The 24,042-nt window shown below is 70.7% G+C and carries 21 protein-coding genes; 9 read left to right on the forward strand and 12 right to left on the reverse strand.

What is annotated here, in order from left to right; all coding sequences use genetic code 11:
• Window positions 1-6 precede the first annotated feature (6 nt).
• Both ACWC09_RS12215 and ACWC09_RS12220 read left to right on the forward strand, forming a co-directional pair.
• Window positions 7-1,245 carry an exo-beta-N-acetylmuramidase NamZ family protein gene (locus tag ACWC09_RS12215; protein ID WP_450850433.1) on the forward strand — a complete coding sequence of 413 codons (1,239 nt, stop codon included), beginning with the start codon at window positions 7-9 and terminating at the stop codon, window positions 1,243-1,245.
• Window positions 1,246-1,326: 81 nt separating this feature from the next.
• The gene (locus ACWC09_RS12220) at window positions 1,327-2,646 is read left to right on the forward strand and encodes a serine-threonine protein kinase (RefSeq protein WP_450850434.1); all 1,320 of its coding nucleotides are present in this window, start codon (window positions 1,327-1,329) and stop codon (window positions 2,644-2,646) included.
• 236 nt (window positions 2,647-2,882) lie between these two features.
• Here the strand turns inward: ACWC09_RS12220 and ACWC09_RS12225 are convergent, their stop codons facing one another.
• Window positions 2,883-5,666 carry a penicillin acylase family protein gene (locus tag ACWC09_RS12225; RefSeq protein ID WP_450850435.1) on the reverse strand — a complete coding sequence of 928 codons (2,784 nt, stop codon included), beginning with the start codon at window positions 5,664-5,666 and terminating at the stop codon, window positions 2,883-2,885.
• Window positions 5,667-5,888: 222 nt separating this feature from the next.
• Between ACWC09_RS12225 and ACWC09_RS12230 the strand changes: the two genes are divergently transcribed.
• The 3 genes from ACWC09_RS12230 (at window position 5,889) to ACWC09_RS12240 (ending at window position 8,493) form a co-directional block, all read left to right on the forward strand.
• Window positions 5,889-6,491 (forward strand): hypothetical protein, encoded by a 603-nt coding sequence (locus ACWC09_RS12230; protein ID WP_450850436.1) that lies wholly within the window; start codon window positions 5,889-5,891, stop codon window positions 6,489-6,491.
• Window positions 6,492-6,602: 111 nt separating this feature from the next.
• Window positions 6,603-7,334: a 3-keto-5-aminohexanoate cleavage protein gene (locus ACWC09_RS12235; RefSeq protein ID WP_450850437.1), complete on the forward strand. Its 732-nt coding sequence runs from the start codon at window positions 6,603-6,605 to the stop codon at window positions 7,332-7,334.
• Between the two features lie 91 nt (window positions 7,335-7,425).
• Window positions 7,426-8,493, forward strand: coding sequence for an RNA ligase (ATP) (locus tag ACWC09_RS12240; protein ID WP_450850438.1), 1,068 nt, complete (start codon window positions 7,426-7,428; stop codon window positions 8,491-8,493).
• 33 nt (window positions 8,494-8,526) lie between these two features.
• On the opposite strand, the gene soxR is transcribed toward ACWC09_RS12240, so the two are convergent.
• Window positions 8,527-8,997: a redox-sensitive transcriptional activator SoxR gene (gene soxR, locus ACWC09_RS12245; RefSeq protein ID WP_450850439.1), complete on the reverse strand. Its 471-nt coding sequence runs from the start codon at window positions 8,995-8,997 to the stop codon at window positions 8,527-8,529.
• A gap of 107 nt (window positions 8,998-9,104) precedes the next feature.
• Between soxR and ACWC09_RS12250 the strand changes: the two genes are divergently transcribed.
• A complete protein-coding gene (locus tag ACWC09_RS12250) occupies window positions 9,105-9,566 on the forward strand; it encodes a MaoC family dehydratase (RefSeq protein ID WP_450850440.1) in 462 nt (153 codons plus the stop codon).
• A 28-nt stretch (window positions 9,567-9,594) separates the two neighbouring features.
• On the opposite strand, the gene ACWC09_RS12255 is transcribed toward ACWC09_RS12250, so the two are convergent.
• From ACWC09_RS12255 to ACWC09_RS12265, 3 genes are all read right to left on the reverse strand, one after another.
• On the reverse strand, window positions 9,595-10,218 hold the full coding sequence (locus ACWC09_RS12255) for a TetR/AcrR family transcriptional regulator (protein ID WP_450850441.1): 624 nt from the start codon (window positions 10,216-10,218) through the stop codon (window positions 9,595-9,597).
• Between the two features lie 128 nt (window positions 10,219-10,346).
• A complete protein-coding gene (locus ACWC09_RS12260; RefSeq protein WP_450850442.1) occupies window positions 10,347-10,592 on the reverse strand; it encodes a YiaA/YiaB family inner membrane protein in 246 nt (81 codons plus the stop codon).
• A 61-nt stretch (window positions 10,593-10,653) separates the two neighbouring features.
• Complete coding sequence (locus ACWC09_RS12265) at window positions 10,654-11,805, reverse strand: acyl-CoA dehydrogenase family protein (protein ID WP_450850500.1); 1,152 nt, start codon at window positions 11,803-11,805, stop codon at window positions 10,654-10,656.
• Between the two features lie 88 nt (window positions 11,806-11,893).
• On the opposite strand from ACWC09_RS12265, the gene ACWC09_RS12270 reads away from it, so the two are divergent.
• The 3 genes from ACWC09_RS12270 to ACWC09_RS12280 all read left to right on the forward strand — a co-directional run bounded on the left by ACWC09_RS12270 (window position 11,894) and on the right by ACWC09_RS12280 (window position 14,544).
• A complete protein-coding gene (locus tag ACWC09_RS12270) occupies window positions 11,894-12,535 on the forward strand; it encodes a TetR/AcrR family transcriptional regulator (protein WP_450850443.1) in 642 nt (213 codons plus the stop codon).
• A gap of 45 nt (window positions 12,536-12,580) precedes the next feature.
• Window positions 12,581-13,303, forward strand: a complete 723-nt coding sequence (locus ACWC09_RS12275) for an ArsR/SmtB family transcription factor (RefSeq protein WP_450850444.1) — start codon at window positions 12,581-12,583, stop codon at window positions 13,301-13,303.
• A 305-nt stretch (window positions 13,304-13,608) separates the two neighbouring features.
• The gene (locus ACWC09_RS12280; RefSeq protein ID WP_450850445.1) at window positions 13,609-14,544 is read left to right on the forward strand and encodes a DMT family transporter; all 936 of its coding nucleotides are present in this window, start codon (window positions 13,609-13,611) and stop codon (window positions 14,542-14,544) included.
• A 56-nt stretch (window positions 14,545-14,600) separates the two neighbouring features.
• Here ACWC09_RS12280 and ACWC09_RS12285 read toward each other — a convergent pair whose 3' ends face one another.
• The 7 genes from ACWC09_RS12285 to ACWC09_RS12315 form a co-directional block, all read right to left on the reverse strand.
• Window positions 14,601-15,680, reverse strand: a complete 1,080-nt coding sequence (locus ACWC09_RS12285) for a Zn-dependent alcohol dehydrogenase (RefSeq protein ID WP_450850446.1) — start codon at window positions 15,678-15,680, stop codon at window positions 14,601-14,603.
• Window positions 15,681-15,691: 11 nt separating this feature from the next.
• Window positions 15,692-17,080, reverse strand: a complete 1,389-nt coding sequence (locus ACWC09_RS12290; RefSeq protein ID WP_450850447.1) for an aldehyde dehydrogenase family protein — start codon at window positions 17,078-17,080, stop codon at window positions 15,692-15,694.
• Between the two features lie 135 nt (window positions 17,081-17,215).
• On the reverse strand, window positions 17,216-18,550 hold the full coding sequence (locus ACWC09_RS12295; RefSeq protein WP_450850448.1) for an ABC transporter ATP-binding protein: 1,335 nt from the start codon (window positions 18,548-18,550) through the stop codon (window positions 17,216-17,218).
• A 167-nt stretch (window positions 18,551-18,717) separates the two neighbouring features.
• Window positions 18,718-18,897: a hypothetical protein gene (locus ACWC09_RS12300; RefSeq protein ID WP_450850449.1), complete on the reverse strand. Its 180-nt coding sequence runs from the start codon at window positions 18,895-18,897 to the stop codon at window positions 18,718-18,720.
• 63 nt (window positions 18,898-18,960) lie between these two features.
• Window positions 18,961-20,193: an MFS transporter gene (locus ACWC09_RS12305; RefSeq protein ID WP_450850450.1), complete on the reverse strand. Its 1,233-nt coding sequence runs from the start codon at window positions 20,191-20,193 to the stop codon at window positions 18,961-18,963.
• Window positions 20,194-20,262: 69 nt separating this feature from the next.
• Window positions 20,263-21,666 carry a CitMHS family transporter gene (locus ACWC09_RS12310; RefSeq protein ID WP_450850451.1) on the reverse strand — a complete coding sequence of 468 codons (1,404 nt, stop codon included), beginning with the start codon at window positions 21,664-21,666 and terminating at the stop codon, window positions 20,263-20,265.
• A gap of 121 nt (window positions 21,667-21,787) precedes the next feature.
• Complete coding sequence (locus ACWC09_RS12315; protein ID WP_450850452.1) at window positions 21,788-24,019, reverse strand: molybdopterin oxidoreductase family protein; 2,232 nt, start codon at window positions 24,017-24,019, stop codon at window positions 21,788-21,790.
• Window positions 24,020-24,042: the final 23 nt, after the last annotated feature.

Below are 24,042 nucleotides of genomic sequence, written 5' to 3' on the forward strand. Positions count from 1 at the left end.
CCCCCCATGCGCCTATCCAGACGAGCCCTCCTCGCAGCGACAACGGCAGCAACCTCCCTCACCGCGGCACCCCCGGCCACCGCAGCCCCCGCACGTCGGCGACTGCGCACCGGTTTCGAACGCCTCGCGGCCGACGGCTACGCCCTCCTATACGGCCGGCGCGTCGGCATCGTCACCAACCCCACCGGCGTGACAAGAGACGTCCACCACATCGTCGACGTCATGCACGCAGACCCCCGAGTCAACCTCACCGCAGTCTTCGGCCCAGAACACGGCTTCCGCGGCACCGCGCAAGCGGGTGGCTCCGAGGGCCGCTACGACGACCCCGCCACCGGACTCCCCGTCTACGACACCTACCTGAAGAGCGGTCAGCCTCTCGCCGACATCTTCACCGCCTCCGCCGTCGACACGATCGTCTTCGACATCCAGGACGTCGGCGCCCGTTTCTACACGTACATCTGGACGCTCTACGACTGCATGGAAGCCGCCCAGCTCGCCGGCAAACGCGTCGTGGTCCTCGACCGCCCCAACCCGGTCACCGGCCGCTCCGCCCAAGGCCCGGTCCTCCACAAGGAGTTCGCGAGCTTCGTGGGCCGTCGGCCGATCTCCCAGGCGCACGGCATGACGGTCGCCGAACTGGCCCGCCTCTTCAACGGAGAGTTCCTCGCCACCCCCGTCCCCCTCCAGACCGTCCTGATGACGGGCTGGACCCGCTCCGACTTCTACGACTCCTCCGCCCTCCCCTGGGTCCCGCCGAGTCCCAACATGCCCACCCCCGACACGGCACTCGTGTACGCGGGCACCTGCCTCTTCGAGGGCACGAACCTGTCCGAGGGCCGCGGCACCACCCGCCCCTTCGAGCTGCTCGGCGCGGACGGGATCGACGGCCGCTGGGCCGCGAAGGTGGGCGAACTCGCCCTGCCCGGCGTGCACTTCAGGGAGGCCTACTTCGCACCGACCTTCTCCAAGTTCCAGGGAAAGACGATCGGCGGCGTACAGATCCATGTGCACGACCGAGCCGCGTACGACCCCGTCCGCACCGGCATCGCCCTGCTGGTGACCGCCCAACAGGTCTGGGACGGCTTCGCTTGGCGCTCGGACGACTGGATCGACAAGCTGACGGGTTCCACGCATGTGCGGACCGCGATCGACGCGGGCGCGAGCACCGATGACGTGGTGGCCGGCTGGCGGGAGGAGCTCGCCGCGTTCCGGAGGATTCGAAAGGAATACCTCCTCTACAAGTGAGTCGTGACGTATGGCCTTTCTCGTCCGGTAGCGGGACGATGCGCCCACATCGCACTGCTACGGGGGACGAGGGGGCCCGTCATGGCACAGCCGGCAATGAGCGTGACGCCTTACTGGGAGCTGACCTTCGACGCGGACGGGGACGTCGACAGCCGGGAACGGGACGCGCTGCTCGCCGAGGTCGCACGGCACGGGGTCCATGACCTGATCGTCTTCGCGCACGGCTGGAACAACGACCGCTCCGGCGCGACCGCCCTCTACCGGCGGTTCTTCGCCCCGATCCCGAAGTTCGCACCGAAGGCGAGGATCGGGTACGTCGGCGTGATCTGGCCGTCGATGCGCTTCTCCGACGAACCGATCCCCGACTTCCCCAAGTCCGTGGTGGCCACGGAGGCGGAGGCGGTCCCGGCGCCCGCGCTCGACAAGGACACCCGGCACGCGCTGCTGGAGACGTTCCCCGGGCGGGCCACCGTGGTCGACCAGATCGCGCGGATGCTGGACCAGCGGCCCGACAACGAACTCGACGAGTTCGGGAGGCTGGTCGGGCTCCTGGTGGAGGTCGTACCGGGCGGACCGCAACCGCTGTTCGCCGCGGACACGCTCGCTGAGGGCGTCCCGCAGAGCGAGCCGGTGCTGTTCACCGGAGACACGGCCGCCCTCTGCGACGAGTTCGCACAGGCGCTGGCGTCCCTTCGGGCCGGCGGCGACCCGGAGGAGTTCTCGTTGCCGAATCCCTGGGACGGGGCGAAGGAACTGCTGCGGCAGGCGACGTACTACGCGATGAAACGGCGCGCGGGGACGGTCGGCGAGCGGGGACTCGGGCGTGTGGTCGGGCAGTTGGCGACCGCGGCCCCGGACGTCCGTGTGCACCTCGTGGGGCACAGCTTCGGCGGACGGCTGGTGTCGTTCGCGCTACGAGGGCTGCCGGAGGGCGTGCGCACGGTGAAGTCGGTGACGCTGCTCCAAGGGGCGTTCTCGCACTACGCGTTCGCGGCCCGGTTGCCGCAGGACGCCCGCACGGGAGGGGTGTTGCAGGGGCAGCAGAACCGGATCGACGGGCCGTTGGTGTGCTGCTACTCCCACTTCGACCAGGCGCTCGGCACGCTGTACCCGCTGGCCTCGCGGATGGCGCACGAGGCCAACGCCGTCGTGGGCCTCGACGTGGGCCGGACGCTCGGCGCCGAGTGGGGAGCGATGGGCCACGACGGCGTCCAGGCGATCCCGGACACCCAACTCCTGGACCTGGCAGCGGCGTTGCGCGGACCGCTGGCCGCATCGGGCTGCGTGAACATCGACGCGGCCGCGGTCGTCAACCGCGGCGGCCCACCGACCGGGGCGCACAGCGACATCGTGCATCCGGAGCTGGCCCGGGTGGTGCTGGCGGCGGGCCGCATCGGCTGACCCGCGGCCGGCCTTCGGCGGGAACGGACAGGCCGGCGACTCGTCGCCCGCGCGGAAGGCAACGGCGCCGGGATGCCGTCCGCGCGCCCGGATGTCGTCCGGGTCCAGAGCGTTCGACACCGGCCCGGTCCCCCGGCCCCGCCCGATCACGGAGTCGGTCGATCGCGGTCCGGGGCCGCCACGGCACCATGCCGCGGCGGCCCCGGTGCGCGCTCGATGATCGCGCGGGTGACGTGTCAGCGGTGCGAGGTGTACTCCACCACCTGCTGGAACGTCGGCCGGTTCTGCCAGCTGATGTTGTAGTGCTTGATGCCGCCCAGGGTGCGCTGGACGATCGAGTCGGCGCACCACTGGTCGCCCGCCGAGCAGAGGCTGTCGCCGGGGTAGACGGTCGACGCGGAGGTGCCGGCGGCCGTCTTGAGGGTGCTGATCAGGATGTCCCGGCAGGAGCTGAGGCTGCCGCCGCCGCAGTACTGCTCGGCCAGCGGCCCGGACACGGTCTGACCGAGCACCGACCGGATGTCCTTGTCGACATAGCTCCACCAGCCGTACTGGAAGGAGCTTCCCGCGTGTGAGCCGGTGGGCCCGTGCGCGGCCGACGGGGACTCGTCGATGTACAGGTTGTTGGTGAACGCGGTGTACAGGTCGTCACCGAGGCCGGGCTGGAACTCGGCCTTCACCAGCAGCGGCCACCAGGCGTCCAGGATCTGGATGGCGTCGGCGTTGGCGTACTTCTTCGAACCCGCCGAGGTCTCCGTGCGCTTGCCGCCCGCCGTCAGCCAGGTCTGGAGCTTGGTGACGGCCGCCGCGGCCGTGGAGTCGGTCACCGTACTGCTGTTGATCACCTTCAGCAGGTCCGGCAGCACGTCCTCGGCGCGCAGGTCGGTGAGCGAGGCGTCGGACATCGCCTGCACCAGTTTCGTACGGGTCACCCCGCCGGCCGCGACCAGCTTCTTGACCCGGTCCTCCAGCAGGTTGCCGCGGTGGACCGAGCCGTCGCCCCAGCTCGCGGTCGAGTAGTTGAGGGCCTGCTTGTTGTTCCAGGAGATGTAGTAGTCCTGGTCGATGGAGTTGGGGTGGGCCGAAGCGGCCGTGTAGTCGGCCGTGTTGGTGGACGGGTCCCAGTTCTTCCACTCGTACGCGGCCTGCGCCCACACCGGGAACTCGGCGTCCACGCCCGTCGCCCGCACCGGGTTGTTGCCGCTGTTGTAGTACGCGGTGTGCGAGGAGTCGGCGTAGAACCAGTTGAAGGTGTAGTTGATGTGCTGCACCGCGCTCTGGAAGGTCCCCGGACTCTTCACGTAGTCGGGGTCGTTGAGCATCTGGAACCCGATGATCGAGTCGGCCTCGTGCATGTAGGAGGAGCGCAGGGTGGTGTAGGCGACCTTCTTGCCGCCGACGGTCGCTCTGTACTCCACCGGCCCGTACTTCGTCTTCCAGACCCGCATCGTGTACGAGCCCGCCGCCGTGCCGTCGGCCGTGGTGGGCTTCCAGGAGTTGGCCTGCTCGATCTTGTCCATGGCCGTGCAGGTGCCGTGGTACAGGTAGTGGTAGTCGTCCGTGCACAGCTCGACCGCGTATGTGTCGATGATGTCCTGGCCGGAGGTCGTCGCGGACCACGAGTAGTCCTGGCCGCGGCCGAGTTCGACGTACATGCTCAAGCCCGCGAACGAGGCTCCGCGGGCGCTGATGCCCGGGCCCTGGATCTCCTGGAGCATGAGCAGCTGCGGGGCGAAGTATCCGGTCTGCGGCCCGAAGACGGCGATGGGGTGGCCGCTCGCGGTGTACTTGCCGCTCACCACAAGGGCGTTGGACATGCCGCGTTTGGCCGAGCTGAGGGCGGTCGCGGTCGCCGCGGCGGAGGCCGCGTCGGCGCTCTGGCTGGCGCCGGTGCCCGTGGCGTCGTAGATCAGTGGTTCCGTGGTCACCGAGCCGGCGTCGGGCAGGGCCTCACCCTGGGGGCTGTCCGGCTTGGTGGCGTACGGGAAGCTGGAGCCGTCGTGGACGGTGAGGACGGCCTCGGGGTCGTTGCGCTCGCGGAAGGACTCCCAGACCTTGGTGCCCTCCGTCACCCCGTACTTGTCCTGCGCGGCGAGCAGAGAGATCGCGTTGTTGACCTCGCCCCCGCCGCCGGAGCCGAACAGCGAACCGATCACGGAGGCCAGCGCCACCAGGTCGGTGATCTTGAAGTGGTCGATCGTCCCGGCGTTGGTGACGGAGTCCTTGTGCCCGGTGAGGACGTACTCGCCGGGGAAGTAGCGACCGCTGTCGGAGGCGTCGATGTAGGAGTTGATGCCGGCGATGTAGGCGTTGGCGTCGGCGAGGGCCGTCTGACCGCGGGTGCCGTTGTTGGCGACGGCGTTGTCGATCTGGGCCTGCAGCTCGGCCTCGGTGTACGGGGCGTTGCGGTAGAACTCCTGCTCGAGGCCCTGGTTGGAGGCGGCGCCGCCCGCGAAGGTGGTCAGCTGACCGCGGCCGACGTGACGGAAGACGTCCATGAGCCACAGCCGGTCCTCGGCCGCCGCATACCCCGCTCCGAACTCGGTGCCGTATCGAGTAGTACCGGTGATGTGCGGCACGCCCGTCTTCTTGTCACGGACGATCGTCACGTCGCTGCGACCCGCGGGACTCTCAGTGGAGGCGACTTGATCGGAAGCGACCCCGAACGACGCGTCGTTGAAGAAGTTGTTGATCTTCGCGTCGGTGAGCGAGGAGGACCCCGTGGCCAGGTTGGCGTAGGGGCCGAGCTGGTCCTCGGCATGGTCGGGCTCAGTGCCGAAGGCCTGGTTGAGGAGGATCTGCGCGAGCGTCGCGTTGCCGTTCTCGCCCGGCGGCAGGATGTCGGAACACTGGCCGCCGCAGTAGTCGTTCGAGGCTGTCGCGGCCGTCGCGGTGGCCTGGGCAAGTGGGGACAAAAGGCCAGCAATCAGGACGCATATGGATGCAGACTTCAGGAACCCGGAGAGTCTGCCGGGAGTTCTCAGTCTGTCAAGGGCGGTGCGTGGGGTACGCCGTGGCATGGCAGCTCCTACCGACGAGGGTGAGCCGGGACGTTACCGGCGGTATCCCCGAGATTGAAGATGAACATGCGTCAAGTTTTGGTAGTCGGCACGACGGCTTATGGAGGTCATCGGAAATCGGATGGAGCCGAATCGCTTGTCGATACGTCTATTCGGCGACGTCCGTTCGACGACGCCGAAGTGACCGAAGTACAGGTGCAGGTGTGACGGAGGTGCAGGGCGATGGCCGGTTTCCGGAGTCTGGCGAGACAGGTCCGCGACCCGCGGTGCGATCTGGCACTGCGGCGCTACTCACTGCGCAAGTGCCTTGAGCGGTTCGCTCCTTACGGGCACAGGGCGACCTGGGACCATTTGTGCTCCCGGGCAGGGTTCGGTCCCGAGGACCGCTCCCCCGACCCAGCGCGGCTCGTGGCCGCACTGGAGGAGTTGGAAGAGGCGCGTTCGGTCTGGCTGGCCTACGAGGTCGGGTTCGCCGAGCGGCGTCGGAAGGAAAAGCACGACGGGCTGCGCCGACCGGGCAGCGTGGACGACTGGCACCGGCTGACCTGGGGCGGTTTCGGTGTCGCATGGTGCGACGACCCGCGGGTCCACCCCCGTGAACCGCTGGCCGAGGTACTGCGCCGGCTGATCTCCGCCCTGGAGCGGAAACCGGGTGCGGAGTGCCCGGTCTGCGGCGGAGAGCGCCTGATCTGGAAGTACGACCTGGACCACGAACCCTCGACCGGTCCGGTCTGCACTCACTGCGGAATTCTCGTACCACGGCCCGTGCTCAAGCCCGAGGCCCTGGCGGACGCAAGGCGCGGAAGGCTGCTGGTTTCGGCCTAGCACGGCGGGGGTGCGCCGGGGATGCCGCACCCCCTGTTCTGTCGCTGCGTGTCGACTTCTGTCTCCCACGGCCGAGGGGTCGTTGTCGGTGGCGGCCGGCAGGCTGGAGACATGGTGCAGGTGTGTCTGAACGGACCGCGGGGGTCCGCCGACGGTGCGATGGTGCCGCTGACTCCGGAGGCGATGGCCGAGTCCGCGGCGCGGGCGGTCGCGGCCGGGGCCACGGATGTCCATGTCCATCCCAAGACACCGTGTGGGCATGACTCCTTGTCGCCCCGGGTGCTCGCTCCGACCCTCGATGCCATCCGGGCGCGTGTGTCGGTTCCGGTCGGGGTGACCACGGGCGCCTGGGCCGAGCCCGATCCGACGGCCCGTCTGGAGCGCATACGGAGCTGGGCCGCCCTGCCCGCCCTGCCCGACCACGCCTCGGTGAACTGGCACGAGGAGGGCGCGGAGGAGATCGCCGCCGCCTTGCTCGACCTCGGCGTGGGCGTCGAGGCCGGCATCTGGTCCGGGACGGACGGGGCGGCACGGTTCGCCGTGTCACCGCTCGCGGGGCGGGTGTTGCGGGTGCTGGCGGAGGTGACGGACCCGGCGGCGGATACGGCGGAGAGAACCGCGCGAGCCCTCCTGGCCGACCTCGGCCCGGCGCACGGCCGCCCCGTGCTAATGCACGGAGAGGACGCGGGCGCGTGGCCGGTGCTCCGGCTGGCGGGGCGGCTGGGTCTCGCGACCCGCATCGGCCTGGAGGACACACTGACCCTGCCGGACGGCGAACGGGCCCTGTCCAACGCCCAGTTGGTGGCCGAGGGACTGGTACGGCATCGGAGCCCGGGACGCTAGCACGCCCAAATCCGCTCGCTCCACCCTTTTCACGTACGGACAGTTGGAGGCGATGAAACCGAACTGAACGACCCCGGAACCGAGGTGTCCCATGTCGACGCTCCGCGTCACCGCCGAAGTGCTGACCATCCACGAACATCCGGACGCCGACGCGCTGGAACTGGCCCAGGTGGGCCTGTATCGCGCCGTCGTCGCCAAAGGCGCGTACCGCACCGGCGAGACCGCCGTCTACATCCCCGAGCAGGCCGTGCTGCCGGCCGGGCTGATCGAGGAGCTGGGACTGACCGGGCGCCTGGCGGGGAGCAACTCCGACCGGGTCAAGGCGGTGCGGCTGCGCGGTGAGCTGTCGCAGGGGATCGTGTGCCGGCCGAAGGCACTGGCGGACGTCGACCTGGCGCGGGCGGCACTAAACGGGACCGACTTCGCGGAGACGCTCGGCATCACCAAGTGGGTGCCGCCGATCCCGCCCACGATGAGCGGGGAGGTCGAGTCCGCGCCCGATCTGCTGCCCTGGGTCGACATCGAGAACATCCAGCGGTTTCCGGCCATCTTCACACCGGGCGAGGCCGTGGTCCTGACCGAGAAGCTGCACGGCTCGGCGTGCCTGCTGACCCATGTCGCCGGTGAGGGACGCGTATACGTCTCGTCCAAGGGGTTCGGCGCCAAGTCCCTTGCCCTGAAGGAGGATCCGCGGAACCTGTACTGGCGGGCCGTGCGGGGGCACGGGGTCGCCGAGGTCGCCGCGCGGGTTGCCGAACGGCTGGGGGCGCGGCGGGTCGGCGTCTTCGGCGAGGTCTACGGTGCGGGGGTCCAGGACCTGACGTACGGCGCGGACGGGCGACGGGAGACCCTGGGATACGCCGTGTTCGACGTGTCCGCGGAGATCGACGGCACGGTGCGCTGGCTGGATGCCGCCGAAGTGCTGGGCGGGCAGCTTCCGTTGGTGCCACGGCTGTACGAGGGGCCGTACGACATCGAGCGGGTGCTGGAGGTCGCGAGCGGGCGGGAGACCGTGTCCGGGCGGGGGATCCATCTGCGGGAGGGGGTCGTGGTCCGGCCCGCGGTCGAGCGGTACAGCCCGGTGACGGGCGGCCGGGCGATCGCGAAGGCGGTGAGCCCGGCGTACCTGACCCGGAAGGGCGGGACCGAGTACGAGTGAGCGCCGGGGGGAGCTGCGGGGGCCTGCATACGCCTACGTACGCCTCCCCCGCCGCTCCACCATCAGCCGCGACCCGCTCTGCCGCTCGCCGAACACGTCGTCCGGGTTGGACAGCACACACGTGTCCAACGACAGGCACCCACAGCCGATGCAGTCGGTCAGATGGTCGCGCAGCCGGTTCAACTGCTTGATGCGTTCGTCCAGTTCCGAGCGCCAGGCCTCCGAGAGGCGGGCCCAGTCCTCGCGGGTCGGGGTGCGTTCCTCGGGGAGTTCGGAGAGGGCCTCGCGGATGGTGGCCAGGGGGATGCCGACCCGCTGGGCGGCGCGGACGAAGGCGACCCGCCGCAGGGCGTCACGGGAGTAGCGGCGCTGGTTGCCGGCGGTGCGGCGGCTGCTGATCAGCCCCTTGGACTCATAGAAGTGCAGCGCCGAGACGGCGGCACCGCTGCGCGCGGCGAGCTGGCCTACGGTGAGCTCGTGGATCTTCTCCGGAATCTGGGGCACCCCTCGAACCCTACCCACCCCGTACCGGCCGCCGTCCGTTGACATTGGTTTCACGGCCGACCATGCTAAGCAGTTGCTTAGACATTTGAGGCAGAGGAGGCCGGGACATGGCAGAGCCGAGGATCTTCACTTCCGTCGACGAGCTGAAGGCGGCGGTGGGCGAGCAGCTGGGGTACACCGACTGGCTGGAGATCGACCAGAAGCGGATCGATCTGTTCGCGGAGGCGACCGGCGACCACCAGTGGATCCACGTGGACCCGGAGAAGGCCGCGGCGGGCCCCTTCGGTACGACCATCGCGCACGGGTACCTCACCCTGTCGCTGCTGCCGCTGTTCGGCCCGCAGCTGATCGAGGTCCAGGGCGTGAAGATGGGCGTCAACTACGGCACCAACAAGGTCCGTTTCCCCGCCCCCGTCCCGGTCGGTTCGCGACTGCGCGCGACCGCGAGGATCAGCGGCGTCGAGGACGTGGCGGGCGGTGTCCAACTGGCCGTCGCCTACAGCGTGGAGCGCGAGGGCGGCGACAAGCCGGTCTGCGTGGCGGAGTCGGTGGCCCGCTTCTACCTCTGAGACCTCGGAGGCCTCCCGGGCCGGAGGGCTACTTGACCCCCACCATCCGCAGTACGAGGTCGGCGTAGAGCGCGCCGACCTCGTCGGGCGTCCAGGGGCCGTCGACGTTGAACCAACGGGCGACGTCGATGCAGAGCGAGAGCACGGCGAGGGTGGTGCCCTTGACGTCCAGCACGTCGAAGTCGCCCGAGGCGATGCCGTCCTCGATGATCCCGCGCACCTCGGCGTCGCACTGGCGGCGCAGCGCGAGGATCTCGGCGCGGGCGTCCGGGCCGAGGGAGTCGAGTTCGTACTGCACGACCCGGGCGGTCGTCCGCCCGCCGGCGTGCCAGCGGACGAAGGAGCTGACGGCGTCCGCGAGCCGCTCGCTCGGCGTGCCGTCGCCGCCGGCCGCGGTTTGCAGGATCTCGACCGCCTTCTCGTGGCCGATCCGGCTGATGCGGTGGAGCAGCTCTTCCTTGGTCTTGTAGTGGATGTAGAGCGCGGCCGGGCTCATACCGGCGCGCCCCGCGATGTCACGGGTCGTCGTGGCGTGGTACCCGCGCTCGGCGAAGGCCTCCACCGCGGCCATCAGCAAACGCCGGGCCGCGTCGGGCGTGACCTCGCCCCACGGCGCCACTTCGCCGCCGGCCGTCTCCTTCGCCGTAGTCATCACTCGCTCGCCCCTCTCACCCGCCCGTCACCCACCACCGCCCTCGACGAGGCCCTTCGGGCCGCACCTTTTGATCGGGCGAACCCCCACCATACCGCCGAAGGTGAGCGAGCGCTTAGTCTGCCCGCTCAGAGCTGTTCGAAGGGGTGGTACGCGCGCTCCGCCGCGTCCTGCCGGTCCCGGACCACCTTGGCGAGGGTGAAGGCGGAGGTGACGAGGTACAGCACGGCGACACCCAGGAAGGCCCGGACCCAGGCGTCGGCGTTCAGCTTGAAGATGCCGATGGCGGTGGCGGCCATGGCGACGGCGAAGGAGGCGACGGCCTGGCCGTAGAAGGCGGCGGTGTTCTGCTGCTTGCCCGATGTGTCACTCATGAGGACAAGCCTCGACGGATGTGGCCGGTACCACATCCGTCGAGATACTCAGCCGAGCTACTCAGAACGCCGAAACCCCGGTCAGCGCGCGCCCGATGAGGAGTTTCTGGATCTGGCTGGTGCCCTCGTAGAGGGTCATCACACGGGCGTCGCGCAGCAGCTTGCCCGCCGGGTACTCGTCGATGTAGCCGTAGCCGCCGAAGACCTGGAGGGCGTTGTTGGCGGCGCGTACGGCGGCCTCCGAGGCGAAGAGCTTGGCCTTGGAGGACTCGACGGCGAAGGGCTGCCCGCGGTCGATCAGGTCGGCGACCCGCCAGGTCAGCAGCCGGGCCGCGTCCACGTCCACGGCGATGTCGCTGATCAGCTCCTGGACGAGCTGGTGATGCGCGATGGACCTGCCGAACTGTTCGCGTTCACCGGCGTACCGCACCGCCGCGTCCAGCGCGGCCTGGGCTATGCCCACACAGCCGGCCGCGACCGACATCCGCCCCTTGGCGAGGGCCGACATGGCGACGGAGAAGCCCTTGCCCTCCTCGCCGAGCATCGCGGAGGCGGGCACCCTGACGTCCTCCAGGACGAGCTCGGCGGTCGCCTGGCCGCGCAGGCCGAGCTTGCCGTGGATGGTGCGGCGGCTCAGGCCCGGAGTGTCCGTCGGCACCAGAAAGGCCGACACGCCCTTGTGACCGGGGGCGTCGGTGGAACGGGCGAAGAGGAGGACGAGGTCGGCCCACGTGCCGTTGGTGATGAACATCTTGGTGCCGTTGATGACGTAGTCGTCGCCGTCGCGCACCGCGCGCGTGGTGAGATTGCCGGCGTCGGATCCGGTGCCGGGCTCGGTGAGGCCGAAGCAGCCGACGTACTCGCCCGAGGTGAGCCCCGGCAGCCACCGCCGTTTCTGCTCCTCGCTCCCCCAGGCGGCGACCGTCTTGGCGACGAGCCCGAGCGAGACGGACACGATCCCGCGCACGGAGGAGTCACCGCGCCCGAGTTCCTCGGTGACCAGGCAGTACGCGAGGTGATCGCCGCCCGAGCCGCCGTACTCCTCGTCGACGGTCAGCCCCAGGAACCCGACCTCGCCGAGCTTCTTGACGACGGCCCGGTCGACCTCCTCGGCCCGGTCCCAGGCGATGACATGCGGGGCGATCTCACGTTCCACGAAGTCCCGGGCGAGCTGCCGTACGGCCTCCTGCTCCTCGCTGAGCCCCAGGTTCACCACGAGATCACCCCACACAGACATTCTTGAAAGTCGTACCTTTAAATTAGCACTGCTAGTTTCTGAGCGCAGCCCTACTATGTGCGCCATGGCCCGACCGCGCAAGCCCCTGCTCAGCACCGACCGGATCGTCGAGACGGCACGCGCGCTCGTGGACGCGGAGGGCCTCGCGGCCGTCTCCACCCGCCGGCTCGCCGCCGAGCTGGGGGTCAGCGGCCCCTCCCTCTACAACCACTTCCGCACCAAGGACGAGATCCTGGAGGCCGTCGCCGACTCGGTCAGCGCTCAGGTCGACCTGTCGATGTTCGAGGACGGACGGGACTGGCGGACCGCGCTGCACGACTGGGCGGTCTCCTACCGGGCCGCGCTCCGCGACCACCCGAACATCGTCCCGATCCTCGCGACCGGCCCCGGGCGGCGGCCGGCCGGGCTGCGGCTCGCCGACGCGGTGTACGGCGCGATGGTGGCGGCGGGGTGGCCGGCGGCACAGGCCACGTCGATCGGCGCGCTGATGCGGTACTTCATCATGGGGTCCGCGCTGGGGTCGTTCGCGGGCGGTTTCGTGGACGACGCGGCGGCCTACGACCCTGCCGACTATCCGCATCTCGGGCAGGCGCATCTGCTCTCCGAGCAGCAGGAGAAGATCGACGAGCGGGCCTTCGAGACAGGGCTGACGGCGCTGCTGGACGGCCTCACGGGACAGTACGAGCAGGTACGGCCGCCTTCATAGCCGGGCTCGGGGACAGTTCGGTGAGCGCCGAAGTGTCCGTGGCGCATGCTGGACCGCATGACCACCAGGGAACCTCAGGCACCGCAGCTGGCCCGGCTCGCCGGGCTCATCGCCGACGAGACACGGGCCACGTGTCTGCTGGCACTGCTGGACGGGCGGGCGTGGACGGCGGGTGAGCTGGCCCGGCATGCCGGGGTCGCCCCGTCGACGCTGAGCGAGCATCTGGGCAAGCTGGTCGCGGGTGGCTTGCTGACCGAGGAACGGCAGGGGCGGCACCGGTATGTACGGCTCGCCGACGCGCGGGTGGCCCAGCTCGTGGAGGATCTGGCGGCGCGGGTGGGGCCGGGGGATGTCGTACGGCCGCGGACCCTTCGGGAGTCGAGCGCGGGGTCGGCGATGGCGCGGGGGCGTACGTGTTACGACCACTTGGCCGGGCGTCTGGGCATTGCGGTGACCGACGCCTTGGTGCTGCGCGGGCTGTTGCGGGTGGATACGGGGTGTGCGCTGACCGATGCGGGGGTGAGGTGGTTCGGAGCGGCCGGGATGGTGCTGGAGCGGAAGGGAAGGCGTCCGCTGGCCCGGGCCTGCCTGGACTGGACGGAACGGCGGCCGCATCTGGCCGGCGTCGCGGGGGCCGCGTTGTGTCGGCATGCGCTGGAGGTGGGGTGGTGTGTGCGGATCGGGTCTTCGCGTGCCGTGCGGGTGACTCCGTCGGGGGAGCGGGAGTTCGGGGAGCTGTTGGGGATTTCGGCGGGGGCGTTGCGGTGACGGCCAGTGGGGTGGGGGCTTCTGCCGGACGCCGGGTGCGGGTGCGTCGTGGCCGGTCGCGCAGTTCCCCGCGCCCCTGAGGGAGCTGCGGTGGGCGGAGTTCGAGAAGGTCCCGAGCACATCGCGAGGAACGCCGGCTGCGGCCCACCCGGGGGCGCGGGGAACTGCGCGACCGGCCCCGTTCAGCCGGCACCGGCGTCCGGCGTCCGACGTCCGGCAGAAGCCCCCACACCCGTAACCGCCCCACAACCCACCGTCCGATATCCGCCAGCCCTCCGCCCCCACCCCCTCCTAGCCTCGGGAGCATGATGAACACCACCCGCACTCGCCCCGCCCCCCTCGCAGCCGGCGCGGCAGCCCTCACCGTCGTGTTGTGGGCCTCCGCCTTCGTGTCGATCCGCAGTGCGGGCGCCGCCTACTCGCCGGGCGCCCTCGCGCTGGGTCGGCTGCTCTCCGGCTCGCTCATGCTCGGGATCATGCTGGTCGTACGGCGGGAAGGGCTGCCGCCGCGGTCCGCGTGGCGCGGGATCGCGATATCCGGGGTGTTGTGGTTCGGCTTCTACAGCGTCGTCCTGAACTGGGGCGAGCAGCAGGTGGACGCCGGTACCGCCGCCCTGGTCGTGAACATCGGCCCGATCCTCATCGCCCTGCTCGGCGCACGGCTGCTCGGCGATCCGATGCCGCCCCGGCTGCTGGCCGGCATGGCGGTGTCGTTCGCGGGCGCGGTCGCGGTGGGGCTGTCGATGTCGGGCGAGGGCGGGGCCTCGGTGCTCGGGGTCGTGCTGTGTCTGCTCGCCGCCGTCTCGTACGCGGGCGGCGTCGTCGCCCAGAAACCGGCGCTCACGCAGGCCGGCGCGTTGCAGGTGACGACGTTCGGGTGTCTCGTCGGCGCGGTGCTGTGCCTGCCGTTCGCCGGGCAGCTGGTCCACGAGGCGGCCGACGCGCCCGTGTCGGCGACGCTCAACATGGTGTACCTGGGCGTGTTCCCGATGGCCCTCGCGTTCACGACGTGGGCCTACGCCCTCGCCCGTACGACGGCCAGCCGCATGGGAGCCACGACGTACGCGGTGCCCGCTCTGGTCGTACTCATGTCGTGGCTGGCGCTCGGAGAGGTGCCGGGGCCGCTCACGCTGGCCGGGGGTGTGCTGTGCCTGGCCGGTGTGGCGGTGTCGCGATCGCGGCCCAGGAGCGTCCGGGCCCCGGCCGCCGAGAAGCAGCCGGAGCCCGAACAGGTCCCGTAGGCAGGAGAGTTGATGGGGTTCGGGGTCGATGGTCTTCGGGGTTGGTGGTGTTGGGGTCAGAACACCACCAACGCCCGACCACCCTTACCGGCCAGCATGTTCTCGAACGCCGCCGGGATACCGTCCAGAGCGATCCGCTCCGTCACCAGCGCGCCCAGGTCGAGCCGGCCCGCCCGGACGTGGTCGGCGAGCACCGGCAGGTCCTTCGACGGGTCGGCGTTGCCGTAGACACAGCCCGACAGAGTCCTCCCCCAGTGGAAGATCTCCAGCGCGTTGAAGGTGACCTGCTGGTCCTTGCCGCCGATGCCGACCACCGTGGTGCGGCCCCCGCGGCGGGTGGAGTCCCAGGCGGTGCGGATCGTCGCCGCCCGGCCCACGCACTCGACGGCGACGTCGACGCCCTGCTTGCCGGTCAGGCCACGGATCTCACGGGCCGTGTTCTCGGACGCGACGACGTAGTCCGTGGCACCGGCGCCGCGCGCCAACTCCTCCTTCTCCGGGGAGACATCGACGGCCACGATCCGTTCCGCGCCCGCGATACGGGCCGCCTGGAGCGCCGCCAGCCCCACTCCCCCGACGCCGTACACCGCGACCGTCTCCCCCGGCCGGACCTTCGCCGAGTGGTGGACGGCGCCATAGCCGGTGAGGACCGCGCAGCCCAGGAGGGCCGCGTCGGTGAGCGGGATGCCCTCGGGGAGGGGAAGGACACAGCCCGCCGAGACGACCGTCTCCTCTGCGAACGCGGCGACGTTCAGGCCGGGGTGCAGGTCGGTGCCCGACGAGGTGCGGGCGTAGACGTCGGCGGCGCCGTTGAGGGCGTTGGCGCACAGCCAGACCTCGCCGAGCGAGCAGGCGTGGCAACTGCCGCAGGAGGGCGCCCAGTTGAGGACGACCGCGTCCCCCGGTGAGACATCCGTGACACCCTCTCCGACGGCCACGACCGTGCCCGCGCCCTCGTGGCCGAGGACCGCCGGGACCGGCACCCGCATGGTGCCGTTGGACAGGGACAGGTCGGAGTGGCACACCCCGGCGGCGGCGAGGCGGACGCGGACCTGTCCGGGGCCCGGGTCGGGGAGCTCGATGTCGGTGATCTCCAGCGGGGCGCCCACCTCGGGCAGGACGGCTGCGCGAACCATGTGAACGCTCCTCAGAACTGCAGGGACTTGGTCTGGAGGTACTCGGCGAGGCCGTGCGTGCCGAGCTCCCGGCCCACGCCCGACTGCTTGTAACCACCGAAGGGGGCAAGGGGGTTGAAGCGGCCGCCGTTGATGTCGACCTGTCCGGTGTCCATCCGGCGCGCGAAGGCCACCGCCTCCGCCTCGTCGCCGGCCCAGACGGCGCCCGCGAGACCGTAGACCGTGCCGTTGGCGATGCGCAGGGCGTCCTCCTCGTCCTCGTACGAGAGGATCGACAGGACCGGGCCGAAGATCTCCTCCTGGGCGATCGTCATCTCGGGGGTCACGTCGGCGAAGACGGTCGGCGAGACGAAGTAGCCCTGTTCGCGTGGAGGTTCGGCGCCACCTGCCACCACCCTCGCCCCCTCCGCGACACCCTTCTCGATGTAACTCCGCACCCGTGCCTGCTGTTTGGCGTTCACGACCGGGCCGATGCGTGAGCCGTACTTCGCGGCGGCCGTGGCGGCGAGCCCGACCGCCTCCTCGTACCGGTCCCGGTGCACCAGCATCCGCGTCCAGGCGCTGCACGTCTGGCCGGAGTTGGACATGACGTTGGCGACACCGACGTTGACCGCCTTGGCGAGGTCGGCACTCGGCAGGATGACGTTGGCGGACTTGCCGCCCAGCTCCAGGGCGACGCGTTTGACGGCCGCACCGGCCGTCGCGCCGATCTGCCGGCCGACGGCGGTGGAGCCGGTGAAGGAGACGAGGTCGACGCCCGGATGCTCGGCCAGCGCCTGCCCCGCGACCGGGCCGAGACCCGTGACCAGGTTGAAGACGCCGGCGGGCACACCGGCCTCGTCGACCGCTTCGGCGAAGAGCTGGGCGACCAGCGGGGTGTCCTCGGCGGGCTTCAGTACGACCGTGCAGCCGGCCGCGAGCGCCGGGGCGACCTTGGCGACGATCTGGTGCAGCGGGTAGTTCCAGGGCGTGATCGCCCCGACCACGCCGACCGGCTCCAGGTGCACGGTCGAGTTGCCGGCCTTCTCCTCGAAGGCGTACGTCGCCGCCAGCTCGGCGTACGAGCCCGCGACCGCGATCGGCACGGCCGCGTGCACGTTCTGCGAGAACTGCAGCGGCGAGCCGAGCTCGGCGGTGACCGTCTCGGCGATCTCGTCCTTGCGGGCCACCAGGACGTCCCTCAGGGCGCCCAGCCGGGCGGCCCGCTCGGCGGGCGGGGTCGCGGACCAGACCGGGAGGGCGGCACGGGCGGCCCGCACGGCGCGGTCGACGTCCTCCGCCGTCCCTGCGGGGACCTGGCCGATGACCTGCTCGTCGACCGGATTCACGACGTCGATCCTGTCCTGACCTGCGGCGGGGCGCCAGGCGCCGTCGATGTAGAGGCCGTCGTGTGCCTTCATGGTGCTCCTCCAGGGCGGGGTGCGTCGTCCGCGTCACAACCTACCGACAGCCACATAAACTAGCGGCGATAGTTTTCGGACGCCAGACGCCCCTGAAGAGCAGCCCGTCCGTGTCCGGGAGAAGCCCGTCCGTGGCTATTCATCCAGCTCCGGCAGGTGGTCAGGGGCCGGGCAGATCCGTTCCCCGTGCTGGTCGAAGACGAACAGATGGGCGATGTCGACGAGCAGGGGGACCTGGAGGCCCCGACGGAGGTCGATGTCGGGGGTCGTCCGCACGACCAGGTCGCCGGGGAGGCGGGGCTCGGTGGAGGCGGGCAGCGGGTCGAGGTCCGGCAGCTCGTCCATGACGACCACCGGACCCGCGCGCAACGCCCCCGCCCGCTCGCGGAGGCGACCGAGGACCGTCGGCCCTCCGCGGCGGCGAGAGGGGCGGACCGCCGGACGCGGGGCCTCCAGATCCGGTACCACCGCGGGATACGACCCCGTGTTGAAGTGGACGAGGACCTCGTGCCCCTGGAACTCCACATGCTCGACCAGACCGGTGAGCGGCACCTCACCCGGCCGGGCCGAGCTGTGCTTGGCGATCCGGATCGCCTCCGAACGCAGGCCGACGATCACCTCCCGGCCCTGCTGCACCCGCAGCAACTGGTGGTCCATGCACAGGGGTTCGGGCAGCCGCAGGAACTGTTTGCCGAGGCTGATGGTCATGGCGCCGTCGAGCGGGGCACGGACCAGGCCGCGCAGCAGGTTGATGCGCGGGGTGCCGATGAAGGCGGCGACGAAGACGTTGCGGGGCAGGGCGTAGACGGCACGCGGGGTGTCCACCTGCTGGAGCACGCCGCCCCGCATGACGGCGACCCGGTCGCCGAGCGACATGGCCTCGGCCTGGTCGTGGGTGACGTAGACCGTGGTGACGCCCAGCTCCCGGGTGAGACTGGATATTTCGGCCCGCAGATGGTTGCGCAGCTTGGCGTCGAGGTTGGACAGCGGCTCGTCCATCAGGAAGGCGGAGGGGTGACGGGCGATGGCCCGGCCCATCGCGACGCGCTGGCGTTCGCCGCCGGAGAGCTGACTGGGGAAGCGGTCGAGGAGGTCCTCGATGCCGAGCATACGGGCGGTGGCGTCGACGCGCGGGCGCGGGTCCTCGCCCGGGTTCTCCACCCGCAGCGGGAAGCCGATGTTGCCGCGGCTCGTCATGTTCGGGTAGAGGGCGAAGTTCTGGAAGACCATCGCCATGTTCCGGTCGGAGGGGAGCAGGTCGTTGCCCTCCTCGCCGTCCAGCAGCAGTCTGCCCTCCGTGATCTCCTCCAGACCCGCGATCATTCGGAGCACGGTCGACTTCCCGCACCCCGACGGCCCGAGCAGGACGAGGAACTCGCCGGGCTCGATGTCCAACGACAACCGGTCCACCACGCGAACGCCTCGCGTGTAGGTCTTGCTTATGTCATGCAAAGAGATGGCGCGTGTCATGAGGGGTGCCCCCGGGGGCTGCTTGGCGCGCTTGGTGCTCCGCGTGGCCGAACGCCCCGTGCGGTTCGTACGAGGCCTCTGGGTCACGGAAGCTAACGGAATGTGCGCGGCCGGGGGAAGACTTCGGGCGGTTCGGTTCAGCCTGCGAGAAAAACGGACGATCCCCTTCAGGCTGCGGGGCCCGGCCCTCGGACCGCGGTGAGGTGCGCGAAGACGACCGTGTTGCCCGCCTGTCCGGTCCGGCGGTCGTGGGCGCCACCGCAGGTGATCAGCCGGAGTTCGGGGCGGTGCGGGCGCCGTAGACCTCCTGGTCGGGGAAGTGGGCCTTGCAGTTCGACCCTGCTCACCGGGTGAGGGTCCGTCCCGAGTCAGACGATGTTCCTACCCATCGCAGTTCATCTGGCTCCCTTTCACCTGCGCCGCGGGAACACGGCCGGCACCGACCGGCGGGGCTCCGCCGCCTCCGGCACCTCCCTCGGCTGCGCGGGTGACCGCAGCGCCACCCCCGACGACAGCAACAACAGCCCGCCGAGCATCACGAACGGTGCCGCCGCCCCCGCGATCCCCGCGACCAGGCCCGCCGCCGCCGGCGCGGCCACCTGCCCGAGGCGGTTGCCGGTCAGGCGGAGCGCGAGGGCGGTGGAGCGGGCGCCGTCGGGGGCGGCCTGGACGACCGTCGTCATGGAGAGCGGCTGGCCGACGCCCAGGCAGAAGCCCAGGGCGGCCAGCATCAGGCCGAGCCCCCACACCGGCACCGGCAGCGCGATGCCCGCGCACAGGACGGCCGCGAGAAGGCACGTCACCGTGAGCAGCAGGGGGCGGCCGAGCAGTCGTAGCAGAGGAGTCAGGACCAGGCGGCAGGCGATCGTCGCGCCGGCGCGCAGGCTGAGCAGGACGCCGATCACCGACGGCGCGATGTCCCGGTGCTCACCGACCACCGGGAGGTAGGCGGTGAGGATGTCGGTGGCGGACAGCACGGAGAGGCTGATGAGCATGCCCGCGGGCACGCCCCGGGCCCGCAGGATGCTGCCCACCGGCACCCGATCGCCTGGTGCGGAACGGGACGTGACCATCGTCCGGTCCTCGATGCGCCACAGCGAGGTGAACGCGACCGCCGCCCCCGCGCCCGCCACGACCAGCGCCAGCGCGCTCGTGCCCGCCATGTCCCGGCCGCCGATCAGCGCGCCCGCCGTGATCGGGCCGACCAGCTGGCCGAGGGAGGCGCCGATGGTGAAGTGGCCGAAGTTGCGGTCCTGTTCGTGCGGGGCGGACTGGCGGGCGACCAGGGACTGGGAGCCGATCACGAAGCAGAGGTGGCCGAGGCCCATCACCCCGCTCCACAGGGCCATCGCCCAGAGGGAGCCGGCGAGGCCGCTGAGCACGCAGCCGCCGGAGATGAGGATCACGCCGACCGGCAGCAGGGGTGCGCAGCGGCCGTGGTCGGTGCGGCGGCCCAGTGGTACGGCGGCGAAGAGGGGGAGCAGGGCGTAGACGCCCGCGATGATGCCCACGGCCCGCTCGTCGGCGCCCAGCGCGAGGGCCCGGTAGGAGACGGCGGGCCGGGCCATCGACACCGCCCCCTGCGCGAAGGAGAAGGCGACGACGAGGCGGAGCAGCCAGCCGCGGTTCCTACCGGGCCCCATGGTGAAGTCCTCCTGAATCCCTTTTCCGGCCGAGTTCCCTTTTCCGGCCGAATTCCCTTTTCCGGAAGGTCAGATGATGCCGAAGAGAATCCCTGCCCCGAGCACCACCAGAGATGTCAGCGCGGCCCACTTGACCACGAACCTGGTGTGGTCGCCGAACTCGACCTTCGCCATGCCGACCAGGACGTAGACGGCCGGGACGAGCGGGCTGGACATGTGCAGGGGCTGGCCGATGAGGGAGGCGCGGGCGATCTCCAGGGACGAGACGCCGTGCGCCTGGCCGGCCTCGGCGAGCACCGGGAGGATGCCGAAGTAGAAGCCGTCGTTCGACATGAAGTACGTGAGCGGGATGCTCAGGATGCCGGTGACGAACGCCATGTGCGGGCCCATGCCGTCCGGGATGTTGTCGACGAGCCACTCGGCCATGCTGTTGACCATGCCGGTGCCCTGCAGGACGCCGGTGAAGACGGCGGCGGCGAAGACCATGCCGGAGACGTTCAGGACGTTCTCGGCATGGGCGCCGAGGCGGGCCTTCTGGTCGGGCATCTGCGGGAAGTTGACGGTGAGCGCGATCGCGGCGCCGAGCAGGAACAGCACCGGGATCGGCAGCCACTCCATGATCATGGCGGTGAGCAGCACGACCGTGAGCAGCGCGTTGAACCAGTACAGCTTGGGGCGCAGGGTGGGGCGGTGGGGGTCGAGGCCCTGGAGGCCCTGGTCCTCGTCCTCCTCGGGCAGGTCCGCACCGGCACCCGAACCCCCGCCGCCCGCCCGGGACTTGCCGTCACCGGAGCCGCCGGCGCCCACCAGCACCGTCTCGGTCTCCTTCTCCTCGACCAGCACCTCGTCCAGCGTCAGCACACCGAGCCGCTTGCGCTCGCGGCGGCCGAGGACGTAGGAGAGGGCGATCACGAACAGCAGACCCATGGCGAGCGCCGGGATCATCGGCACGAAGATGTCGCTGGCGTCGAGCTTCAGCGCGGTCGCGGCACGGGCGGTCGGGCCGCCCCAGGGCAGGGTGTTCATCACGCCGTTGGCCATCGCGGCGACACCCGTCATCACGACCAGGCTCATCTTCAGGCGCTTGTACAGCGGGTACATCGCCGAGACGGTGATCATGAAGGTGGTCGAGCCGTCGCCGTCCAGCGAGACGATCGCCGCGAGCAGCGCCGTACCGACGACGATCCGCAGCGGGTCGGCCTTGCAGAACTTGAGAATCCCCCGAACGATCGGGTCGAAGAGGCCGACGTCGATCATCACACCGAAGTAGACGATCGCGAACATGAGCATCGCCGCGGTGGGGGCGAGGCTGGTGACGCCGTCGATGACGTAGTCGCCGAGCTTCGCCCCCTTACCGACGAAGACGCAGAACAGTGCCGGGATCAGCACGAGCGCCGCGATCGGCGACATCTTCTTCAGCATGATCAGGACCAGGAAGGTCGCGATCATGGCGAAGCCGAGGATGGTCAGCATGAGTGGATACCTAACGTTCGCCCTTGAACATCCCGCCGGGCAGGCGGTGCGATGACGTTAGGTCCGTTCAAACGCCGTTAACAAGATGGTGACGCGTGAGCAATAAGCGCAAAACTGCAGGTCACAGCGATGCCATGATCTGGACGGGTACCCCGTTGAGGACCGCGTTGCCCGACAGGGGGTCGAGGAGGCTGCCGTCGAGGAGCTGGTTGACGTTGACGCCGGGGTCGACGGCGGCGTGGCTGAGCCGGGTGCCGGGCCGGTCGTGGCCCCAGCCGTGCGGCAGGCTGACCACACCCCGGCGCACCCCGTCCGTGACCTCGGCGGGCGCGGTCACCTCTCCCCCGGCCCCCTTCACGCGTACGGCCTCCCCGTCCCGCACACCGAGCCGCTCGGCGTCCTCGGGGTGGATCTGGAGCGTGCAGCGGTTGGAGCCGCCGGTGAGAGCCGGGACGTTGTGCATCCAGCTGTTGTTGGAGCGCAGATGGCGGCGGCCGATCAGGACGAGCCCGTCCGGCAGCTCGTCCAGCGAGCGCCGGAGCCTGGGCAGATCGTCGGCGATCGGCTGCGGCAGCAGCTCGACCTTGCCGCTGCGGGTCTTCAGCGGCTGTGGCAGGCGCGACCGCAGCGGCCCGAGGTCGATGCCGTGCGGATGCGCGAGCAGCCGCTCCAACGACAGCCCGTCCGGTCGTACGCCGAAGCCGTCGCCGTAGGGGCCGAGGCGCAGCATCATGTCGATGCGGCGCTCGGGGCCACTCTCGCCGGTGAGCAGGCCGGCGAGCTCCTTCGGGTCACGGCCGTGGACGGGTGAGTGCGGCTCCTTGACCGCCTTGCCCAGGGTCTGGCCGATGACCAGGTCGTCGACGGCCGAGGGGTCGGCGCCGTGCATGCCGGTCGCGGCCAGGATCAGTCGGGCGAAGATCTCCGTCTCGGCCATGCGGCCGGGCTCCAGCGGGACCGCGGGGCGGGTGTAGCGGACCTGGTTGCGGACGGCGAGGGTGTTGAAGGCGAAGTCGTGATGCGCGCTCTGGGAGGGCGGGGGCGGCGGCAGCACGACGTCGGCATGGCGTGTGGTCTCGTTCAGGTACGGGTCGACGCTGACCATGAAGTCCAGGCCGTCCAGGGCCTTGTCGAGCCGGTCTCCGTCGGGCGCCGACAGCACGGGGTTGGCGGCGACGGTGACCAGGGCGCGGATCGGCTCGCCCTGCTGGGTCGCGGTGTCGATCTCCTCGGCGAGCGCGGACAGCGGCAACTCGCCCTTGGCCTCGGGGTGTTGGCTCACCCGGGAGTGCCAGCGGCCGAGCTGGAAGCCGTGGCCGGGACCGGCGGGGCGCGGCGTCCGGTCGGTGGCCGCCTGCGGGAACAGCGCACCGCCGGGCCGGTCGAGGTTGCCGGTGAGGACGTTCAGGACGTCGACGAACCAGCTGCCGAGGGTGCCGTACGGGACGGTACAGCTGCCGATGCGGCCGTACACGGCGGCCGTCGGCGCTGCGGCGAGTTCGCGGGCGAGGGCGCGGATCGTGTCGGCGTCCACGTCGCAGGCGCCGGCGACGGCTTCGGGAGTGAAGTCCCGCACCTCCACGCGGACTTCCTCGAGGCCTTCGACATGCGGCGCCAACTCGCCCGGATCGACGAGGCCTTCGTCGAACAGCACGTACGCCATCGCCGCGAGGAGCAGCGCGTCGGTGCCGGGCCGGATCGCGATGTGGCGGTCGGCGAGCTTGGCGGTGCGGGTGCGGCGCGGGTCGATGACGGTGAGGGTGCCACCGCGGGCCTTGAGGGCCTTGAGCTTTCCGGGGAAGTCGGCGGCGGTGCACAGACTCCCGTTGGATTCCAGGGGGTTGGCGCCGATGAGGAGGAGATGGTCGGTGTGGTCCAGGTCCGGCACGGGGATGGCGTTGGCGTCGCCGAAGAGCAGTCCGCTGGAGACGTGCTTGGGCATCTGGTCGACCGTGGACGCGGTGAAGAGGCTGCGGGTGCCGAGCCCGCCGAGCAGCACCGTCGGGTAGAGGCCGCCCGCGATGGTGTGGACGTTCGGGTTGCCGAGGACGACGCCGACGGAGTTCGGGCCGTGCCGCTCGGCCACGCCCCGGATGCCGGCCGCGACCGCGTCGAAGGCCTCCTCCCAGGTGGCCTCCCGCAGCTCGCCGTCCTTGCGCACGAGCGGTCCGCGCAGCCGGTCGGGGTCCCCGTCGACGGCGCCGAAGGAGGCGCCCTTGGGGCAGATGAACCCCTTGCTGAACACGTCCTCACGGTCACCGCGGGCCCCGGTGACCCGGGTCCCCTCGATGGTGAGCGTCAGCCCGCAGGTGGCCTCGCAGAGGGGGCAGATTCGCAGGGCGGTGCGGGACACGGGTCCTCCCGGTGGGCGGCGGC

The sequence above is a fragment of the Streptomyces sp. NPDC001617 genome (genome assembly GCF_053596855.1).

Bases quoted from the DNA above. Each gene is read 5' to 3' on its own strand.
- ACWC09_RS12280 (WP_450850445.1), top strand. From the start codon at position 13,609: ATGATGAACACCACCCGCACTCGCCCCGCCCCCCTCGCAGCCGGCGCG.
- ACWC09_RS12215 (WP_450850433.1), top strand. From the start codon at position 7: ATGCGCCTATCCAGACGAGCCCTCCTCGCAGCGACAACGGCAGCAACC.
- ACWC09_RS12305 (WP_450850450.1), bottom strand. From the start codon at position 20,193: ATGGGGCCCGGTAGGAACCGCGGCTGGCTGCTCCGCCTCGTCGTCGCC.
- ACWC09_RS12220 (WP_450850434.1), top strand. From the start codon at position 1,327: ATGGCACAGCCGGCAATGAGCGTGACGCCTTACTGGGAGCTGACCTTC.
- ACWC09_RS12225 (WP_450850435.1), bottom strand. From the start codon at position 5,666: ATGCCACGGCGTACCCCACGCACCGCCCTTGACAGACTGAGAACTCCC.
- ACWC09_RS12230 (WP_450850436.1), top strand. From the start codon at position 5,889: ATGGCCGGTTTCCGGAGTCTGGCGAGACAGGTCCGCGACCCGCGGTGC.
- ACWC09_RS12255 (WP_450850441.1), bottom strand. From the start codon at position 10,218: ATGACTACGGCGAAGGAGACGGCCGGCGGCGAAGTGGCGCCGTGGGGC.
- ACWC09_RS12285 (WP_450850446.1), bottom strand. From the start codon at position 15,680: ATGGTTCGCGCAGCCGTCCTGCCCGAGGTGGGCGCCCCGCTGGAGATC.
- ACWC09_RS12295 (WP_450850448.1), bottom strand. From the start codon at position 18,550: ATGACACGCGCCATCTCTTTGCATGACATAAGCAAGACCTACACGCGA.
- ACWC09_RS12275 (WP_450850444.1), top strand. From the start codon at position 12,581: ATGCTGGACCGCATGACCACCAGGGAACCTCAGGCACCGCAGCTGGCC.
- ACWC09_RS12270 (WP_450850443.1), top strand. From the start codon at position 11,894: ATGGCCCGACCGCGCAAGCCCCTGCTCAGCACCGACCGGATCGTCGAG.
- ACWC09_RS12310 (WP_450850451.1), bottom strand. From the start codon at position 21,666: ATGCTGACCATCCTCGGCTTCGCCATGATCGCGACCTTCCTGGTCCTG.
- ACWC09_RS12250 (WP_450850440.1), top strand. From the start codon at position 9,105: ATGGCAGAGCCGAGGATCTTCACTTCCGTCGACGAGCTGAAGGCGGCG.
- ACWC09_RS12290 (WP_450850447.1), bottom strand. From the start codon at position 17,080: ATGAAGGCACACGACGGCCTCTACATCGACGGCGCCTGGCGCCCCGCC.
- ACWC09_RS12260 (WP_450850442.1), bottom strand. From the start codon at position 10,592: ATGAGTGACACATCGGGCAAGCAGCAGAACACCGCCGCCTTCTACGGC.
- ACWC09_RS12235 (WP_450850437.1), top strand. From the start codon at position 6,603: ATGGTGCAGGTGTGTCTGAACGGACCGCGGGGGTCCGCCGACGGTGCG.
- ACWC09_RS12240 (WP_450850438.1), top strand. From the start codon at position 7,426: ATGTCGACGCTCCGCGTCACCGCCGAAGTGCTGACCATCCACGAACAT.